Consider the following 19,235-nt stretch of genomic DNA (forward strand, 5'->3'; position numbering starts at 1 on the left):
CCGCATCCAACCGGACCTGACGTGGCTCGCGGAGCTGGGCTGCGCGCTCTTGCAAGCGGGGGCGATCGCCTTTCACCTCTCTCGCGGGGAGGCGGCGAACACGCCCTTCAACCTCTTCCTCCTGGCGCTCTCGCTCTTCGTGTCCTGGGGCCGCCGCGCGAAGGCGCCCATCGCGCCGCGAGGGTGACGATTCCGCCCCCCGGCCTCTCCCCGACGCATCACCTCGCCGCTCGGACAGCCGGACGCCGCGTCTCAGCCACACCCCGCGCCGCACTCTGGCCTTGCGTTTCCCCGCCGCATCGCGAACAAGCAGCGGCATGTCGGAGGAGCGCAAGCCACCGGGGCCCTTGCCCACTCAGGTCGCGGGGACTCCCCCCTTCGACACGGACGCTGAACTCAGGGCCTGGCTCCAGTCCGAGGGCATCGAGCATGTCGCGCGCTACAGCCTGGGCCCGCTCACGCCCCGCGTCGACCCGGCGCTGATGCCGCAGTTCCGCCCCGCCATCCTCCGCCGCCGAATGGTGGAGCTGGTGAGCGCCGAGTCGGTTGCCCGGTGGAGCGCCGAGTCCCAGCCCTCCCCGAAGATGAAGGAGCTGCTGCCCCGGCTCGCATGGAGGTTTCTCGAAGAGGAGGCCGTGGCCGCACGGGACGCGCGCGCCGTCGTCGATGCGCGGCTCGCGCCCCCGCCCGAGCCACGCACGCACCGGGTCCACGCGTTGCTGAGCACACTGCGCGCGCGCATTCCCGCGTCGATCGCGCCGCGACCGGCGGACCTGCTGCACGCGGAGGCGCTCGAATCGGACGCGCTGCTCCCCGGCTTCCGCCTGCGCGAGAGCGGCATCTCGGAGCTGCCGGTGGGCGTCCAGGCGGGCTTCATCCTCCCGGAGACGCGCCTGGCGTTCTCGCCCAGCTCGGCGAGCGTGGAGTGCACCTGTGGCGCCACCGCCTGTGTGCATGGCCTGGCCATGGTGGACACCGCGCTGGCGTGGCTGCGCCAGCCCTGGTCCGAGCGCTTTGGAGAAACGCTGGACGAGCTGGTGCGCCCCTCATGGGAGCGCACGTTGCGAGCCCTGGAGCGCGCGGTGGAGGAGAACCCCGCGGGCGCGCCGGGCTCGGAGCTCTCCTGGCGTCTGGAGGTCATTGAGGGCTACGGCGTGGAGGTCGCCGCGTATGCCCACCGCCGCAACAAGAAGGGGCAACTGAGCGCGGGGACGCGGCTGAGTCGGCGTCGGCTGTTGCAAGAGTACGGCGCGCAGCTCTCGCCGCTCGACGCGCGCCTCGCGGTGCTCCTGCCGGAGACGACCGCGCCGGCCTCGCGCGCGCTCCTCTTCGAGCTGGTGGACCATCCGCGCATCCACCTGGATGACTCCCCGGACCTCGTGCGCGTCGAGCGCGCCAGGGTGGGCCTGGTGGCGGAGGACCGAGGCGGCGCCGTCATCGTCACCGCGGGCGTGGAGGGCGCGTCCCTGCCCTCCGCCATGGTGGAGCGCGTGCGCCGCTCGCGCCCCGAGGAGGTCCTCTACCTCTGGGACGAGGCCGCGCTGAAGCTCACGGTGCTCGACATCAGCCCGGATGCCCGGACGCTGTTGGGTGTGCTCGCGCGCCACGGCAACAGCTTCCCGCCCGAGAGCCACGGCGCGCTCCTCCAGAACCTGTCGCAGCTGTCCGTCCGCCTTCCGGTGGCCCTGCCGCGCAGCGTGATGGGCCAGGAGGTCGTGCCGCTCGATCTTCCCGTGGTGCGGATGGAGGCCCAGCCAGGCGGACAGGTCCGGGTGGAGCTGCGCACCCGCCCCCTTCCCGAGAGTCCGCCGCTCGTGCCCGGTGAGGGCTCGCGGGACGTGCACGTCCGCCGAGGCACCGAGCCCATGCACGCGGTGCGCGACTTCGTGCGAGAGCGCGCCCTGGCCGAGGCCCTGCGCGCACGCCTGCCGCTCGATACGGCCGAGCCCCAGGACATGCCGTTCAGCTACCTGTTCACCAGCGCGCAGGGCGGCCTCACGCTGCTCGCCGCCGCTGTCGCGCTGAAGCCGCGGCCCGAGCTGGAGTGGGTGGGCGCCCCCATGCGGCTGCTCGCGGGGCGCGGCGCGGGGTCGCTGCACATCGCGCTCGACAAGAAGCGCGACTGGTTCGGCGCGCTCGGAGACCTCTCCGTGGACGGCGAGCGCGTGGAGCTGGCCCGCCTGCTCGACGCGGCCCGGCGCAAACAGCGCTTCGTGCATGTGAGCGCGCAGACCTACGTGGAGATCGAAGACGCCCTGCGCGCGCACCTGGAGCGGCTGGCGGACCACGCGCACAGCTCGCGCCATGGATTGGAGTTGGGTCCCTCCGCGGTGGAGACCCTCACCGCGCTGGAGAACGCGGGCGCAAAGGTGGAAGCGGACGCGGCCTGGAAGTCGCTGGTGGAGCGCATCTTCGCCGCGAAGGAGCTGCGGCCCCGCCCCCCCACGACGCTCAAGACGACGCTGCGCGACTATCAACTCGAGGGCTTCCGCTGGCTCATCCGTCTGGCCTCATGGGGCGCGGGCGGCGTCCTCGCGGATGACATGGGGCTGGGGAAGACCGTGCAGGCGCTGGCCGTGCTGCTGGAGCGCTCGCGGCTGGGCCCCGCGCTCGTCATCGCGCCCACGTCGGTGGCGTTCAACTGGGTGGACGAGGCCCAGCGGTTCGCGCCCTCGCTGCGCATGAAGCTGTTCTCGGAGCAGGTGGACCGCGGCGGCACGCTGGAGCGCCTGGGCCCTCGAGACGTGCTGGTGCTCAGCTATGGCCTGCTCACGCGGGACATCGAGCGACTGGCCGCCGTGCGCTTCTCCACCATCGTCTACGACGAAGCCCAGGGCCTGAAGAACGCGGTGACCCATCGCTTCCGCGCGGCCCGCGCGCTGCAAGGTGACTTCAAGTTCGCCCTCTCCGGCACCCCGCTGGAGAACCACCTGGGCGAGCTCTGGAGCCTCTACGCGGTGGTGTTCCCGGGCCTGCTCGGCAGCTGGGAGGCCTTCCGCACCCGCTTCGCGCTGCCCATCGAGAAGAACGTGGACCCCACCGCGGCCCCGGCGCTCGCGCGCGTGCTGCAACCCTTCCTCCTGCGGCGCACCAAGGCCCAGGTGGAGGCGCAGCTCCCGCCTCGCACCGAGGTGCGCGTCCCGGTGGTCCTCTCCTCCGCCGAATGGCAGCTGTACGAGGACGCGCGGCTGGCCGCCCTGTCCGACCTGGAGTCCCGCCCCGAGACGATGCGCGACCAGGAGCGTCGCATCGAAATCCTCGCCGCGCTCACGCGCCTGCGACTGCTGGCCTCGCACCCCCGGCTGTATGACGCCAGCTCGAAGCTGGAGTCCTCCAAGTTGGAGCGGCTCATGGAGCTCATCGACGAGCTGCGCGCGGCGGGACAGCGCGCGCTGGTGTTCAGCCAGTTCACCTCGCACCTGGCCCTCGTGCGCGAGCACCTGGATGCGCAAGACATCGCCTATGAGTACCTGGATGGACAGACACCCGCCGGAGCCCGCGCCGAGCGCGTGCGGGCCTTCCAGGAAGGTGACGCCCCCCTCTTCCTCATCTCCCTGAAGGCAGGCGGCTTCGGGCTCAACCTCACGGCCGCCACCAGCGTCATCCACTTGGACCCCTGGTGGAACCCCGCCGTCGAGGACCAGGCGTCGGACCGGGCCCACCGCATTGGACAGGACCGCCCTGTCACCATCTACCGGCTCGTGGCGCGCGGAACCATTGAAGAGAAGATGTTGTCATTGCATGAGCACAAGCGCGCCCTCGTCGCGGGCGTGCTCGACGGCAAGGACCAGGCCGGAAGGCTCTCCGTGAAGGAGCTGCTCGGGCTGCTGTCTCAACGTCTGACGACACACGACGACGACGAGATTCCTGATTCACGGCACTGAATCCCGAGCCGTGGCGGCGCGAAGCCAGACACGCGGCCCCCTCTGGACTCCCTCCCTGGGACGTAGCATCGTCCCAGAAGCGAACAGCCCGAGCGCGCAGCCCATCCGAGACGTCTCCCTGTCACACGGATGCAACGCCTGACACCTGCGCGCGCGAATACACATCCATCGCGCGCAGCACAGCATCTGCCAGTGAAAGCAGCCGATGCTTGCGAATTGAATGACACCACGGCCACGCAACTATTCCAGTTGAGCAAAACTGGCAATTCACGTAATGCCGTCCAGTCTTTGATTGCGTCTTTTCATCTGTGAACCGTTTCCCAAGGACTGGAGAAATCACCATGGCATCTCGAAGCATCGCGCAGGGACTCCTGCGTCCGTCGCGTTGGGCCTGGGCCCTGCTGTCGGTGGCGGTCGGCTGTGGCCAGGAGCCCGCCGCGCCGGCGCCCCAGCCCGAGCACCCCGCCGCGGAGCAGTCCGTGCAAGACATCCAGCAGAAGGCCTCGCAGCTCCAGGCGCCCGCGGGATGTACCGAGGTCACCCTGGGCGCGCTGCACACGGGCGTGGACCTGACGCCGACGCAGTACTCGGCGCAGCCGACGTACCGGGGCAACTTCGCCAACTTCGCCGGGACGGCGGACGACCTGGCGCGCATCCGGCTGGACGTGAACACGATGCCGGGCCTGTATGACTTGTCCACGGGCGGCACGAACCTCTTCACGTGCGAGCAGTGCGTCTACGGCTACAAGGACGTCGGGACGGCGGACCAGACGCTGTTCGTCGCCGAGTCCGGCTCCATGCTGCTGGCGCTCAAGGTGTCGCCGGACCAGACGGTGGGCGCGCTCGCGAACGTGACGCTGCGCCAGTCGGAGGACGCGGCGCCGTTCTACGCGCCCTACACGGGCAGCGCGCCGGTGCCCGGCGGCCAGTGTCTGTGGATTCGCTTCGCGACGTGGAACACCGTGCGCAATGGCGGGTGTGATCCGCGCCAGGGCGCGCTCACCTCGAACATGCCGGGCCTGACGTGCGCCGCCACGGACGCGGCCGGCAACGACGGCACGCTGGAGAAGTCGCTGGGCACCAAGACGCAGGGCGCCGCGTGCACCCTCACCCCGGCCGCCTCCTCGCACGAGCTGGCCACCACGGACTGCGCGACCGGCTACGCCTGCTCGGACACGTACACCGCGGACCGCCAGTGCCTGGCCACCTGTGACTTCCTGGCGGCCAACCCCGGCTGCCCCACGGGCACGGTGTGCGGCGTCTACGGCCTGTGCATGCAGCAGTCGGTGATGGAGTCCCAGGGCTTCGACTTCGACCCCGCGCTCATCGGCCAGACCTGCACCAAGAGCTGGGCCGAGTACTGCGGCGCCGAGGGCGCCCGCGGCGTCTGCGTGGACCTGGACGGCGACGGCCACGGCACCTGCTTCCGCGCGGCGCGCGCCCGCTCGGCCTGCGGCGCCGGTGAGGAGCTGGGCTACATCGGCTACCCGCTGGCCAACAGCGGCTACGACCGCTCCTACGGGTTCTGCTACCCCGACGGAAACTGAGTGACACCCCACCGGTCCGGGCCCCTGCGCCCGGGCCGGTGGTGGCCCCGGACATGTCAGACCCCTCCAGTATTCTTCCTGAATCGCAGACGAAACCTGGGAGGGCTGCACATGATGGTTGAAACCCGTGAGTCGCCGCGTGTCTCGGTCAACAAGCTGGGCCAGTTCCTCACCGGCACGCCGGCGTTGCGCAAGCGCATCATCTTCATGCAGAAGCACCCGCCGGAGCCGCAGTACCTGTTCTACCCGGAGGCCACTCGGGCCATCACCGAGTACCTGTGCCACGGCCGCAGCGACGCGGTCCTTCGCCATCACCAGCGGTGCCTGGTCGAGGCCGCCGCGCAGAACCCCGAGGATGCGCACCGGCTCGCTTTCAATGCCGATGCCATCGAGCGCTTCCGGGTCGCCGCGGACGAGCTGGCCCACAGCCACGCCGTGCCGAGCCCCGCGGACGCGTCCGCGCCGCCGTTGGAAGTCGCTGGCGTCTCCATCAACGTCCGGCCGGAGATGCTGCTGCGCTCCATGGACCGCAACGGGGAGATGCGCTCGGGCCTGATCAAGCTCTACTTCTCCATGCACCGCCCCCTGGACGAGCGCGCCGGGCAATACATCACCACCGTGCTCCAGGAGTACGCCGAGCAGCGGCTGGAGCAGCAGGGCGTGGTGGATCACCGTCTGGTGCGCGTGTTCGATGTGTTCGCCGGCCGGGTGTTCGTGGCCCCCAGGGCGCGTCAGCGTCGCCTGAGCGACGTGCGGCTCGCGTGTGAGGAGATTGCCGCGCGTTGGGATGTGCACTGAGCCACGCGCGCGTCAGGTGATGATCCCCCGACGGGCGCGTCCGCCCGTCGGGCAGGCCAGTCCATGAAGACTTTCCGCTAGGGATAAAGGCGTTGCGAGAGACCGGAATGATTTTCCGGCGCGGTGCCTTTCCCCGAAAGGAAGTCGACATTGAGCCAGAGCCTTCGTGGTGGCAGGTGGATGTTTGGGTCGGTCCTGAGCGCGCTCCTGCTGAGCGCGTGTGGCAGTCATCCGGAGGACGAGTCTCCCGCCCGGGCCGAGGACACCGCCCCGGAGGGGAAGCTCAGCGCGACCGTGTCTGTCCCCAAGGCCGCGCTCGCGGCCGGCGAGGAAGTCACGGTCCGCGTCACCCTCACCAATGACTCGTCACACCCCGTCAAGCTGCTCAAGTGGCGAGCGCCGGGGGCGGGGTTGATGGACGGCCGGCTCGACATCACCCGGGATGGCGAGCCCGTGGCGTACACGGGCGCGCACTACAAGCGCGTGGCGCCGCGGCCCCAGGACTACGTGACGTTGGAGCCCGGGGAGAGTCTCACCGGGCCGGTCGCCGTGTCCGGGGTGTATGACTTGTCGCGCTCGGGCACGTACCGCATCCGGTTCGAGCTGCCCCCGCGCGCCGACGAGACGGTGGCCGCGATGGACGCGCCCGAGGTGAGCCTGTTCATCGAGGGCCGACCCGAGCGGCGCGCCTCACAGCCCTCGCCCCAGGTCTCCAGCGCCAGCCTGGCGTTCTCCGGGGGCTGCACGCCCGCGCAGCAATCCACCATTGGCGCGGCGCTCAGCACCGCGATGAACTACGCGAGCGTCGCCGCCAGCTATTTGTCCGCGGGCCCCACCATCCCCGCGCTGCGCTACACGACGTGGTTTGGACTGTACCGCCCCAACGGCTGGAGCCTGGCGAAGAATCACTTCGCGCGCATCCAGACCACGCTCGCCACGGCGTCGCTGGTGGTGGATTGCAGCTGCGCGGACAGCGGCGTGTATGCCTATGTCTACAAGAACCAGCCCTACAACATCTACACGTGCGGCGCCTTCTGGAACGCGCCCACGCGGGGCTCGGACTCGAAGGCGGGCACGCTCATCCACGAACTCAGCCACTTCACGGTGGTGGCGGACACGGATGACTTTGCCTATGGGCACACGGGCGCGACGACGCTCGCGTTGACCAAACCCTCACAGGCCTTGGACAACGCGGACAACCACGAGTACTTCGCGGAGAACACGCCGCCCATTCCCTGACGTGGACGTCCTTCATGGCCTCGCGCCGTGCGCGATGACGAGCACGGTGTCGGGCTGGGGATGCGCGCGCGCCCAGTTCTGGAGGGCCCCGAAGCCATCTGGAGCCGGGCGCGCCGTGTCCAGCGGCACCTCGTCCCGGTGGGGATGAAACAAATCCCGAGCCCCCAGGTTCTGCGTGGCCCAGGTGCGCCACCCCGGCAGGGACTCGCCGGGAGAGGGCTGTAGCGCCACCACCGAGAAGCCCGCTGGGGCGAACACGCGGTGGAGGCCCACGGCCGTGGCGCCCGTGCCAAAGCCACACACGAGCGTCCGCACGGCGGGGAAACCATCGCGCACGCGGGCGAGCAAGCCTTTGGCCCAGTCCTCGACACAGCCGATGAGCGCGCCATTGGCGAGCTGCCGAGGCCAGAGCCAACCCTCGCGCTCCAATGCCAGACAGCGCTCCCACTGCTCCGCCAGCCCGCCCCCGGTGCGCACCTCGCCACGGAAGCCGCGGGCGCGCAGGTAGGTCTCTCCCGAGGCGTCGGTCAGCGCCACGGTGGGCAGGCCGCGCTCGCGGCCCAACGCATCCAGGGCCAACGCCGTGGAGGCGCCCGACATCTCCACCAGCCCTCGCGCATCACCCGGCATGTCCGCCAGGAAGCGCGAGAAGGTCAGGTACTTGAGGCTGCCCGAGGGCAGCGCTCCTCCCCAGAGCACCACCGGTCCGCCCGCCTCCGGGCGTGACAAGGGAAGCGACATCCGCATGGCCCGTCCTCCGCGCGAGCCCGCCAGGGGCTCGCGCTCCTTGCACGTTCGCGTGACACCCGGGGGCGCTCCACTGAGTCAGGGGGGCCCCGCCGAGACTTCGTGTACCGGAGGACGATTCACGGCGAGCAGGAAGGCGGGCCCGGGCCCGACTCCGTCGGGCACCCGCCTTGGCCCAGGACGCCCGGAGGCTCACTGCGGCGGTAGCGCGCTCATGCGAGCGTGAGATAGTGGACCTTGGACGCGCATGCATCGTCGGCTCCTCCCCACACTCCTGGCGCTCGGCTGCGGCCTGCTGGCCCTGGGTTGGGGGCTGGTGAGCCTCCAGCGCATCTTCGCCCAGGAGCGAGACGATGCCCGCGCCCAGGTGCGCTCGCGCCGCGAGGCGTTGGAGCAGCTCGCCACGGAGGCGCTGCGGCGAGCCCTCGCGCGCAAGCTGGAGGAGAACGTCCCCGCGATGCACGCGGCCATGGGCGACGCGCTCGCGCCCGCCGAGGGCTTCTACCTGTCGTTCCGCGGCCATCAATACCTGCCGCGCCTCGCGCGTCCGAGCATGGGCAACCAGGCCCCCGCGCGGGCGGCCTATGAGGCGATGGCGCGCCAGCTCGCGGAGGGGACGGCGAGCGGGCCGTGGCACGAGCGACTCGCCCGCTTGCGGCAAGTGGAGCTGGAGTTGAACGCGGGAGACCGCGCGAGGACCTCCGCGAGCGTGGAGGAGCTGCTGCGCTACCACGCCGCGCACCCGCTGCCGTCCACGCAGGAGCTGCCCTTCACGTTGCTCGTGGTGGAGCGGCTGCGCCGGGCCTCGGCCACGCCGCCCCTGGTGCGCTCGCTGCTGCGCGAGGGACTGCCGGAGGACTACGGCGGCGTGGCGCGCGGGGCGGGCCTGCAACGAGACCTCCTGCGCGAGCGAGACCGCCTCACCCAGGCGGACTTCGACTTCCTGCACGAGCGAATCGTCCAGGTGAGCACCGCGATGGGAGAGCGCAGCGACGACTTCCAGGCCCGTGCTCGCGAGGAAGGCGCCGGCGCGCTGGTGATGCCCGCGGGCCTCGTCGGCCCCATCCTGTTGGGCGAGCGTTGGTACGTGGAGCCGGGCAAGGACGAGGTCGTCCGCGGCCTGACGGTGGACGTGGACGCGATGCTCGGCGACATCACCCGAGACCTACGCCGGCGCGGACTCTTCGGCCCCAGCGGACAGGTGCTGCTGAGTCCCACGGGCGCGGTGCGACCGCTGTCGGACGTGGGGCTGGTGGTGGCCATGCCCGAGTGGGCCGCGGCGGAGGCGGACATCGACGCGCGCTATGGCTTGAAGACGCTGCTCGGGGCCGCGTGCGGCGCGCTGGCGGTGGCCATCGTCGCGGTGTCGGTGGTGGCGCAGCAGCGCAAGCACCGCTTCCTGGAGCTCAAGAACGACTTCATCGCCACCGTGTCGCACGAGCTGCGCACGCCCCTGGCCTCCATCCGCCTGCTCGGCGAGACCTTGGAGCGGCGGCTCGGCCACACCGAGGCGGCGGGCGACTACCCCACGCGCATCGTCCGCGCCGCGGATGGACTGCACTTCCTCGTGGAGAACATCCTGTCCTTCAACCGCATCGACAAGGGACGCTGGAAGCTCCAGGTCTCGCGCGTGCGGCTGGAGGAACTCGTGGGCCTCTTGCGCGACGACCTGACGGACGTCGTCCCGGTGCCGGTGTCACTGAGCTCGGATGTGGACGAGTTGGAGCTGGAAGCGGACGCGTCCCTGCTGCGCATGCTCTTCGCGAACCTGGGCCGCAATGCGTGCGCCTACAACCGCCGCAGTCCGGTGGCGTTGTCCGTGCGCGCCACGCGCGTGCCCGGCCAGGGCTGCACGGTGCTCGTCTCCGACAACGGCGTGGGCATCCCCGAGTCCGAGTGGGAGCGCGTGTTCCAGGACTTCTACCGACTGTCCCCGCCCGGGCAGGAGACGCAGGGGAGTGGCCTGGGACTGGCCCTGTGCCGCAGAATCATGGCCTTGCATCGGGGCACGCTCCACATCGTCGCCTCCGGCCCCGAAGGCACGACCTTCGCGCTGACCTTTCCCGAGTCGCGCCTCCACCCATGACGCTCTCCAGTCCAACGCCGTCCACCCGCCCCACCATCCTCATCGTCGAGGACGACGCCAACCTGCGCCTGGGCCTGCGCGACAACCTGCGCGACGAGGGCTACGACGTCACGGAGGCCTCGTCCGCGCGCGACGCCGAGCCCCACCTGCGCGAGCGCGAGTTCGACCTGCTCATCCTCGACGTCATGTTGCCGGGCGAGGACGGCTACGCGTTCTGCCGCCGCCTGCGCGCCCTGGGCGTCAAGAGCATGGTGATGATGCTCACCGCGCGCTCCCTGGAGGATGACCTCATCCGTGGCTTCGACGCGGGCGCGCAGGACTACCTCACCAAACCCTACCGGCTGAGGGAGCTGCTCGCGCGGGTGCAGGCCCTGGTGCGCCGCGCCGGCGTCACGCCCGCCCAGGTGATGGGGTTCGCGGGCTTCAGTCTGGACCTGGGCCGCCGCACGCTCACCCAGCCCGATGGAGCCCTGGTCGAGCTGACCCGCACCGAGTTCGATCTGCTCGCCTTCCTGCTGCGACACCGAGACCGCGCGCTGCCCCGCGGAGAGATTCTGGACGCGGTCTGGGGGCGCGACGTCGTGGTGGACCCGCGCACGGTGGACAACTTCGTCTCCAACCTGAAGAAGAAGCTCGGGTGGACGAGCACCTCGGGATTCACCATCCACACCATCCGCGGCGTGGGCTATCGCCTGGAGCTGTCCGGTCCTCTCACGTCATGACACAACCATGACGAAGAGATTGCACCCCGCCGGCCAAGGCGGGGGGCGGACTCCGTAGGTTGACTCTCGTGAAGGCGCGGCGCCTGAAGCGCCGGCCTTCCGGTGAGGAGGCCAGTCGGATGTTCCAGTCCGTGTTGGAGCGACAGGGATTGCGCGCGGGGCGCCTGGGCAGTGGTGCATGGGTTTCCTTCGGAGTGCACGTGGGGCTGTTGGCGGCGGTGGTGCTGATGACCGGCCAGGCCCCCGCAGCGCCGGACATCCCGGCCCCCGTGGTGCTCAAGACCTACCCCCGTGGGCCCACCATCGCGAAGGGCACGCCCGCTCCCGTCAAGCCGGCCCAGGCCAACACCCCGCCGCCGCGTCCCAAGCGCCCGCACATGCCCTCGGCGGTGAAGCCGCTGCCGGTGGATCAGCCGCCCCCGGACGTCGACCCGCCGGCGACCTCCTCGTCCACCTCCGACGACACGACCGCGGCGTCGACGGGCGGTGGTGAGCAGGAGGGCGACCCCAACGGCGATCCGAACAGCACCAGTCCCATTGGCCATCTGCCCATCCCCGGCCTCGAAACGGCCCTGGAGTCCACGGGCACGGACATCCTCCCGTTCGGCGCGGCGATGACGCCGCCGGTGAGACAGGGGGGCGAGCCGCTCGCCTACACCCATGAGGCCCTGGCGGCGCGCGTGGAGGGCAGTCTGGTCGTCAAGTGCGTCATCACCGACACGGGCTCCGTGCACAAGTGCCGCATCATCAAGGGATTGCCATTCATGAATGAGGCCGTCGTGGAGGCACTCGAGTCCTGGCACTACTCACCGGTGTTGTTCCAGGGCCGCCCCGTCAGCGTCTCGTATGTCTTCAACCTCAAGCTGAAGCTCCCGCGCTGAAGTGAGCGCTCCCGCCGGGTTCCCTGGACGACAACACACCGTCTCCAGGGACCCTTGACGGGCGCGAAACCCCGCCCCCACTTTCGAGCCGAACCCGGCGACGGGAGGGGACGTGGCCACGGCGACGGATCTCGACTTCACGTACAGCCAGATTGACCGCATCTTCCGTCTGTCCATTGGCGAGATGGCCGACTTCAGCGGCGCCCGCTACGACGGCGACTTCTCCCTCAGCCTCGAAGAGGCCCAGCACCGCAAGCACGAGTTCATCGCGGAGAACCTGGGCATCACCTCTGGCTCCCGCGTGCTGGACCTGGGCTGCGGCTGGGGCCCTTTCCTGCGCTTCGCGGAGTCACGCGGCGCCCACGCCACCGGCGTCACGCTCTCCCGAGGACAGGCCGAGTCCTGCCAGCGCCACGGCCTGGACGTGCACCTGCGCGACTGCCGCACGATTACGCGAGACTCGTTCGGTGGCTTCGACGCGGTGGTCAGCCTGGGCGCCTTCGAGCACTTCTGCTCCATCGACGAGTACCGCCAGGGAAGACAAGAGGCCATCTACTCGCAACTCTTCGCCTCGGTGCGCGAGCTGCTTCCCACAGGCGGGCGCTTCTATCTCCAGACGATGGTGTTCGGGCCCAAGATGCTTCCTTACGAAGCCATCGACCTGCACGCACCGCGCGGCTCGGATGCCCATGTGCTGGGGTTGATGACCGCGCAGTTCCCTGGCTCGTGGTTGCCCTACGGCCGTGAGCAGTTGGAGCGCACCTTCGCCCCCTTCTTCCGGCTGGTGTCGGCGACCAGCGGTCGGCTGGACTACATCGAGACCATCCGACAGTGGCGCCAGCGCTTCTCCGAATTCAGCCTGCCCAAGTTCGCCGTCAAGCTGACCCTGCTGCCGCGCTACCTCCTCAGCCGGCAGTTCCGCAACGCCTTCGCCTCGGGCATCAGCGCCAACTCGGTGTGCTTCGAGCGTCACCTCTTCGACCACTATCGGATGGTCCTCGAGGCCGTGTAACCCGGCCAACGAACGCCCGACGAAATCGAACTGGGCTGTCGAAGAAATCGCGTTCCCCGCGTTCTGTGAACATCCGATGTCGCGCCCCCGCGCGGCCTCGGCGGAACCACATCAAAGGGGGAACACCATGCAGGGAAGCACCTGGCGCGCGCCACGCATCGGCGCGCTCGCGGCACTCCTGGGACTCGTGGGCACGGCGGGCGCGGCCGAGCCGACCACGGCTCCGACGAGCCCCACCCGCGGCATCACCACCGGCCTCGTCCAGCCCGAGCTGCACCGGCCTCCTGCCCTCGTGGGCAGCGGCGACCTCGCGAGGCAGGCAGCGCGCTCGTTCGTCTCCTGGGCCAGCCTGTCCACGGCGGATGAGCGCGAGGACGCGCGGCGGGAGATCCTCGCGGGCGCGGCCAACCCGGACATCGTCCGCGGCGTCATCGCCGAGGCGCGCGAGGCCAATGAGACGGACCACAGCCGCGCGCTCGTGTCGCTGGCCATCCTGGGGGAGATGCGCACCGAGGAGGGCGAGCGCTATCTGAGAGACTTCATCAACCAGCCCCTGCCCACGAAGGGAACCGTCGTGGAGGGGGACCTCATCGAGGCCACCGCCATGGCGTCCCTCCAGGCCAAGGCCGTGGACGGGCTGGCCTTCCGCGGCACGCGCGAGGCGGACGCGGAGGTGCTGCGCCTGGCCGGCGAGCATCCCTCCATCATCGTGCGCGCGGAGGCCATCAGCGCCTACCTGTGGAATCACGGCGACACGGAGGCGGCCCGCGAGGCGCTGCGTCCCTCGGTGCGCAAGAACGAGCAGATCCTCCTGGAGCGCGTGCGCCACGTGGGCGGCGAGAGCGCCGAGCAGTTCAATCGCAAGCTGGAGGCGTTCACCCGCGCGCATCCGGAGCTGGCGCCGCCGCCGCCCGAGTACCGCAAGTCCGGCCCCGTCGTCGCCCCGGAGCAGAACCCGAACCGGTTCTCCGAGCCGCCCCCGGTCGCGCGCTGAGCCCTCCCCCACTTCCGAGGAATCCAACATGAACTTCAAGCAAGGCATTGCCCTCGCGTCCGCGCTGTGCGCGCTCGGCGGGGCCTCTGAAGCGCTCGCCACGTGTGATCAGTCCGGCGCGAGCCAGGCGGACATCGACCTCTGGAACATCCACGGCTGCTGGTCGGACTTCTATGTCTGGCAGGCCAAGGCGTACGACCTGCGCTCCGGCGACTGGAGCGGGCGGGGATGGAATGACGCCTGCAACGTGGCGCTCGAGTTCCCCAAGCACTGGAGCGCGGCCTACCTGGTGAGCTACGGACTGGCGGACAATGTCTCGCAGTCCTTCCACGGTACGGTGGACTACCGCGCCACGGCCGAGGCGGCGGGCAGCAACTACCACGACAGCCTCTACCACGCGGTCACCGACGACGCGGGCATCTTTGGCCGCTTCACCCCGCGCTTCTGGCCGTGGGACACGGACCGCGTGGAGACCGCGTGCCCGCTCTACAACCGGACCTCCGCCAATGCCAACCCTGGCTCGCGCGGCGGTGACTTCATGCACGAGGGCTGGCACGCCAACTACGACAAGTATGGCATCAACAATGGTGACCAGGGAGGCCACCGCGCCGGGCCGACGGGCGCCTGCACCATCAATGGCTGTGACTACTTCTACTTCCACGGCATTGGCGCGTATGCCTATGGCGCGATGTGGGAGAACAATGGCACCGCCAGCCGTTTCCACTCCCCCAATCAGGTGCAGGTGGAATATCTCTGTGACGTCGCGGATCAACCCAAGAGCTGGGTTCCCGCCTCGGTGAGGCAGACGGCCGCCTCGGATGCCAACACGCGCGCCGTGACACGCTTCATCAACGGACCGGGCTACTCCTGCGGCAGCCCGCGTCCCTGGTAATCGGAGGTTGAGCATGGCGCACCTGGAGCCAGTCCACACACCGCGTCAGGTGCGCCTGCCGTTGCTGCTCGCCACCGTGTTGGCCTGCTGTTCATCACAGCCCTCCGCGCCGGAGGGCACCGGCCAGTGGATGTCTGTCTCCACCGCGGATGCCCCCAGCGCGGGCCTGCATGACACCGCCGTGTCGGGAGGAAGCGAGGTGTTTGTCTGGGGCGGGCTGGGCGGCTGCACCGTGCAGGGGGCGTGCGGCACGGGCGCCCGGCTCGATCCCGAGACCAACACCTGGGCGCAGATGACCGAGGCGCGCGCCCCGTCCGCCCGCTACCTGCACACCGCGGTCTGGACCGGCACCCACCTGCTCATCTGGGGCGGGCTGGGCTGCGGCACGAAGGGCACCGCCGCGTGTGGTGATGGCGCGGCCTATGACGCCCACAGCGACACCTGGACGCCGCTGGCCACCCTGGGCGCGCCCTCCGCGCGCGGCTGGCAGGGCGCAGCGTGGACCGGCACCGAGATGCTCATCTGGGGCGGCGAGGAGCCCACGGGCCGGCGCGTGCTCGGCGACGGCGCGCGCTATGAGCCACGGCGCGACACCTGGGTGGCCCTGCCCTCCCTGGGCGCGCCGTCCCCCCGCCGCTACCACACCGTGGTGTGGACGGGCGCGGAGCTGCTCGTCTGGGGTGGCAGCGGCGATGCGACCCAGGACATCGCGCTCGACGACGGCGCCGCGTGGTCACCCACAACGAATGCATGGCGCGCGCTCAGCCGCACGGGCGCGCCGCGCGCGCGGTGGGCGCACACCTCCGTGTGGACCGGCACCGAGTTGCTCATCTGGGGCGGCCTGGGCTGCACCCGCGACGCGACCGGAAACCCCGAGCGCTGCGCCGACGGCGCCCGCTACGACCCCGCCCACGACACCTGGAAGCCCCTGAGCACGGCCAACGCGCCCTCCGCGCGCACGGGCCACACCGCGGTGTGGACAGGCCAGGAGATGCTCGTGTGGGGGGGCGCCGCGCTGCGGTGCGTCGATGGCAGCGCGGGGGCGTGCCAGGACGGCGCCGCCTACACACCCGTCACGGACTCGTGGCGTCCGCTGGCCCGACGCGGTGCGCCACCCGCTCGCGCCTCACACTCCGCCGCGTGGACGGGGCAGCGCATGCTCGTCTGGGGCGGCGTGGCCAACGGGGGCAGCGAGGTGACGCTCAACGATGGCGCCCTGCTCGCGCCGTGACGCGAATTGGATTTCAACGATTATTTAGCTCCACAGGAATTCATTGTGAAACCAGCTTAACCTTTTGACTTCGCGTCGTTCAGCCGGTGACGATTCCGACCCACGGCATCCTGATGGGGGGGGCCGGCCAGAGCGAAGCGAGGTTCGAATGGCGCGGAGTGGAGCAGTGATTCCGGGGTGCGTGATCGCACTCTTCTCGTTGCAAACCCTGGCGCAGGAGCCCACGTCGGGCGCCTCGCCGTCGACCCCGCCTGCGGCGAATCCGCCCGCGGCGACCGCACCGGCGCCAGCCTCCGCGCCGAGTACGCCGCCCGCGAGCGCGCCCGTCGAGGGGCGCACCATCCGGGGCAAGGTCTTCGACAAGCTGACGAGCGACGGGCTTCCGTTGGTGCGCGTCATCATCAAGGGCTCGACGAAGGGCACCGAGACGGAGATGGACGGCAGCTTCACGCTGCCAGGCGCGCCGCGCGGACCGGTGACGCTGCTGTTCTCCAGCCAGGACTACAAGGAGCGTGAAATCTCCGTGGGCGCCAGCCAGGGCGACGTGCGCGTCGTCATGGAGGGCAGCTTCTCCGAGGAGATGGTCGTGGTGGGCCGCGCCAGTGAGCTGGCCCGCAAGAACGTGGCCAACGCGGTGGCGTCCGTGAACGCCGAGGAGATCACCCGCACGCCCACGCAGACGGTGGACCAGGCCATCCAGGGGAAGATCGCCGGCGCCAACATCCAGAGCAACTCGGGCGCGCCGGGCGGAGGTCTTCAGGTCCGCATGCGCGGCGTGTCCACCATCAACGGCTCGACGGCGCCGCTGTACGTCATCGACGGCGTGCTCGTCAGCGACGTGGCGGTGGCCTCCGGCGTGTTCGCGGTGACGGCGTCCGTGGGCGGCTCCAACCCGTCACCCACGCAGGACAACCAGGTCAACCGCATCGCGGACATCAACCCCAACGACATCGAGAGCATCGAGGTCCTCAAGGGCGCGTCCGCCGCCGCCATCTACGGCTCCAAGGCGGCCAACGGCGTCATCATCATCACCACCAAGCACGGCCGCTCCGCCGAGCCCGAGGTGAACGTCACGCAGCGGGTGGGCATGTACACGCTCGCCAACAAGCTGGGCTCGCGGCAGTTCAGCAGCCTCGAGGAGGCGCAGGCGGCGTACAAGAAGGTGGACGTCTCGCAGTACTACGTCCAAGGCCGCGCCTTCGATCACGAGGCGGAGCTGGCGGGCCGCCGCGACGTGTCCAGCGAGACGCTGGCCAGCGTGAGCGGCGCCTCGGGCAACACGAAGTACTTCGCCTCGGCGCTCGTGAAGAACGACGAGGGCATCGTCGCCAACACCGGGTATGAGAAGCAGTCGTTCCGCCTCAACCTGGGGCAGAAGCTCGGCGAGTCGGTGGACCTCAGCGTCACCAGCAACCTGCTGCACACGCTGGGACAGCGCGGCCTCACCAACAACGACAACCGCGGCATCTCCAACTACATGGTGCTGCCCTTCACGCCGTCGTTCTTCGACGCGCAGGCGGGCTCGGACGGCCTCTATCCGTCCAACCCATTCCTCGGCAGCACCGCCAACCCGCTGCAGACCATCGCGCTCATGCGCAACGACGAGGACGTCTGGCGCCTGGTGGGGAGCGCGGACGCCACGTGGCACGCCTGGCAGACGGACGAGAACCACCTGCGCGTGCTGGCCAACTTCGGCGTGGACCGCTTCCAGCAAGAGAACACGCTGTTCTTCCCGCCCGCGCTCAACTTCGAGCCGGTGGATGACGGCAAGCCGGGCAGCTCGCTGTTCGGCACCAGTCAGGTGCGCAACCTCAACGGCGGCCTCAACCTGGTTCACACCTACTCGCCCACGTCCAAGAGCATCGTGGCCACCACCTCCGGCGGTATCCAGCTGGAGGAGCGCAGCCTCGACTCGGTCTACATCGTCAGCCGCAACCTCAACGGCGGCCAGCAGAACGTGGACTCGGGCACGGACGTGAGCGTGCGGCAGAACCGCACCCTCGTGCGCGACCGCGGCTACTACATCCAGGAGGAGGCGCTGCTGTTCGATCAACGCCTGACCCTGGTGGGCGCGCTGCGCGCCGAGCAGAGCAGCGCCAACGGCAACCCGGACGCGCTCTTCTTCTATCCGAAGCTGGCGTCCGCCTACCGCATCCCCACCACGTCACCGGCCTTCAACGAGCTGAAGGTGCGCGTCGCCTACGGTGAGACGGGCAACCAGCCGCTGTATGGCCAGAAGTTCAGCGGTCTGGCGGCGACGGGCAACATCGGCGGCAACCCCGGCCTCGTCGGCACGGGCATCGCGGGGGACCCGAACATCAAGCCCGAGCGCCAGCGTGAGGTCGAGGCGGGCGTGGACGCGCTCATGTTCGGCGGCAACCTGGTGGCCGAGCTGACGCTCTATCAGCGCAACATCAGCGACCTCTTGCTGCAGCGTACGCTGTCTCCGTCCACCGGCTTCGCCACGCAGTTCTTCAACGGCGGCTCGCTGCGAAACCGCGGCGTGGAGGCGATGCTCCAGGTGACGCCGGTGCGCGGCGCGCTGGAGTGGACGTCCGCGGCCACCTTCGCCCTCAACCGCAGCCTGGTGACGGACCTGCCGGTGCCCGCGTTCCAGACGGGCGGCTTCGGCACGAGCCTGGGCTCGTTCCGCATCGAAAAGGGCGCGTCCGCCACGCAGATCGTCGGCAACGCGGGCCTGGATGAGAACGGCGAGTGCTGCGTGGTGAAGAAGCTGGGCGACACCGAGCCCACCTTCCGCATGTCCTTCACCAACTCGCTCAAGTACGACGCCTTCACCCTGTCGTTCCTGTTCGACTGGCAGCAGGGCAGCGACATCATCAACCTGACCCGGCTCATCTACGACTCCGCGGGCGCGTCCGCGGACTACGTGGCGCATGGCCGCGAGCGCCTGCAGGAGCAGGCCACCAACGCGGGCGTCTACATCGAGGACGCCTCGTTCCTGAAGCTGCGCGAGGTCACCCTCACCTATCAGCTCCCGCCCAGCTTCGTGGCGAAGCTGCCCAAGGTGAAGAGCGCTCGCTTGAGCTTCAGCGGCCGCAACCTGCTGACCTTCACGGGCTACTCGGGCCTCGATCCGGAGGTGAGCAACTTCGGCAACCAGGCCATCGCGCGCAACATCGACGTGGCCCCCTATCCGCCCAGCCGCAGCTTCTGGACGTCTCTCGACGTGGGGTTCTAA

14 protein-coding genes are annotated in these 19,235 nt (G+C 69.9%); 13 read left to right on the top strand and 1 reads right to left on the bottom strand.

Going from position 1 to position 19,235, the window contains the following annotated elements; translation table 11 throughout:
• Nucleotides 1–16 precede the first annotated feature (16 nt).
• From KRR26_RS37085 to KRR26_RS30615, 5 genes are all read left to right on the top strand, one after another.
• Complete coding sequence (locus tag KRR26_RS37085; RefSeq protein WP_268905908.1) at nucleotides 17–187, top strand: DoxX family protein; 171 nt, start codon at nucleotides 17–19, stop codon at nucleotides 185–187.
• A 130-nt stretch (nucleotides 188–317) separates the two neighbouring features.
• Nucleotides 318–3,884 (top strand): DEAD/DEAH box helicase, encoded by a 3,567-nt coding sequence (locus tag KRR26_RS30600; protein WP_217081539.1) that lies wholly within the window; start codon nucleotides 318–320, stop codon nucleotides 3,882–3,884.
• A gap of 341 nt (nucleotides 3,885–4,225) precedes the next feature.
• On the top strand, nucleotides 4,226–5,431 hold the full coding sequence (locus tag KRR26_RS30605; protein WP_217081540.1) for a hypothetical protein: 1,206 nt from the start codon (nucleotides 4,226–4,228) through the stop codon (nucleotides 5,429–5,431).
• A gap of 114 nt (nucleotides 5,432–5,545) precedes the next feature.
• Nucleotides 5,546–6,229, top strand: coding sequence for a hypothetical protein (locus KRR26_RS30610; protein WP_120200882.1), 684 nt, complete (start codon nucleotides 5,546–5,548; stop codon nucleotides 6,227–6,229).
• A 180-nt stretch (nucleotides 6,230–6,409) separates the two neighbouring features.
• Nucleotides 6,410–7,468: a M35 family metallo-endopeptidase gene (locus tag KRR26_RS30615; protein ID WP_233576420.1), complete on the top strand. Its 1,059-nt coding sequence runs from the start codon at nucleotides 6,410–6,412 to the stop codon at nucleotides 7,466–7,468.
• A gap of 12 nt (nucleotides 7,469–7,480) precedes the next feature.
• Here the strand turns inward: KRR26_RS30615 and KRR26_RS30620 are convergent, their stop codons facing one another.
• A complete protein-coding gene (locus KRR26_RS30620) occupies nucleotides 7,481–8,215 on the bottom strand; it encodes a pyridoxal-phosphate dependent enzyme (protein WP_120200832.1) in 735 nt (244 codons plus the stop codon).
• Nucleotides 8,216–8,462: 247 nt separating this feature from the next.
• On the opposite strand from KRR26_RS30620, the gene KRR26_RS30625 reads away from it, so the two are divergent.
• The 8 genes from KRR26_RS30625 to KRR26_RS30660 all read left to right on the top strand — a co-directional run bounded on the left by KRR26_RS30625 (nucleotide 8,463) and on the right by KRR26_RS30660 (nucleotide 19,235).
• Nucleotides 8,463–10,301 (top strand): sensor histidine kinase, encoded by a 1,839-nt coding sequence (locus KRR26_RS30625; RefSeq protein WP_120200834.1) that lies wholly within the window; start codon nucleotides 8,463–8,465, stop codon nucleotides 10,299–10,301.
• Complete coding sequence (locus KRR26_RS30630) at nucleotides 10,298–11,023, top strand: response regulator transcription factor (protein WP_217081541.1); 726 nt, start codon at nucleotides 10,298–10,300, stop codon at nucleotides 11,021–11,023. Before KRR26_RS30625 ends, KRR26_RS30630 begins: the two co-directional genes overlap by 4 nt.
• A 119-nt stretch (nucleotides 11,024–11,142) precedes the next feature.
• Nucleotides 11,143–11,904: an energy transducer TonB gene (locus KRR26_RS30635; protein WP_217081542.1), complete on the top strand. Its 762-nt coding sequence runs from the start codon at nucleotides 11,143–11,145 to the stop codon at nucleotides 11,902–11,904.
• Between the two features lie 112 nt (nucleotides 11,905–12,016).
• The gene (locus KRR26_RS30640) at nucleotides 12,017–12,916 is read left to right on the top strand and encodes an SAM-dependent methyltransferase (RefSeq protein WP_120200840.1); all 900 of its coding nucleotides are present in this window, start codon (nucleotides 12,017–12,019) and stop codon (nucleotides 12,914–12,916) included.
• A gap of 127 nt (nucleotides 12,917–13,043) precedes the next feature.
• Nucleotides 13,044–13,910 (top strand): hypothetical protein, encoded by an 867-nt coding sequence (locus KRR26_RS30645; RefSeq protein WP_217081543.1) that lies wholly within the window; start codon nucleotides 13,044–13,046, stop codon nucleotides 13,908–13,910.
• Between the two features lie 28 nt (nucleotides 13,911–13,938).
• Nucleotides 13,939–14,802, top strand: coding sequence for a hypothetical protein (locus KRR26_RS30650; RefSeq protein ID WP_120200844.1), 864 nt, complete (start codon nucleotides 13,939–13,941; stop codon nucleotides 14,800–14,802).
• Between the two features lie 13 nt (nucleotides 14,803–14,815).
• Complete coding sequence (locus KRR26_RS30655) at nucleotides 14,816–16,033, top strand: Kelch repeat-containing protein (protein ID WP_217081544.1); 1,218 nt, start codon at nucleotides 14,816–14,818, stop codon at nucleotides 16,031–16,033.
• 181 nt (nucleotides 16,034–16,214) lie between these two features.
• On the top strand, nucleotides 16,215–19,235 hold the full coding sequence (locus KRR26_RS30660; RefSeq protein WP_233576425.1) for a SusC/RagA family TonB-linked outer membrane protein: 3,021 nt from the start codon (nucleotides 16,215–16,217) through the stop codon (nucleotides 19,233–19,235).

This window comes from Citreicoccus inhibens (assembly GCF_019039035.1).
Classification (GTDB): domain Bacteria; phylum Myxococcota; class Myxococcia; order Myxococcales; family Myxococcaceae; genus Citreicoccus; species Citreicoccus inhibens.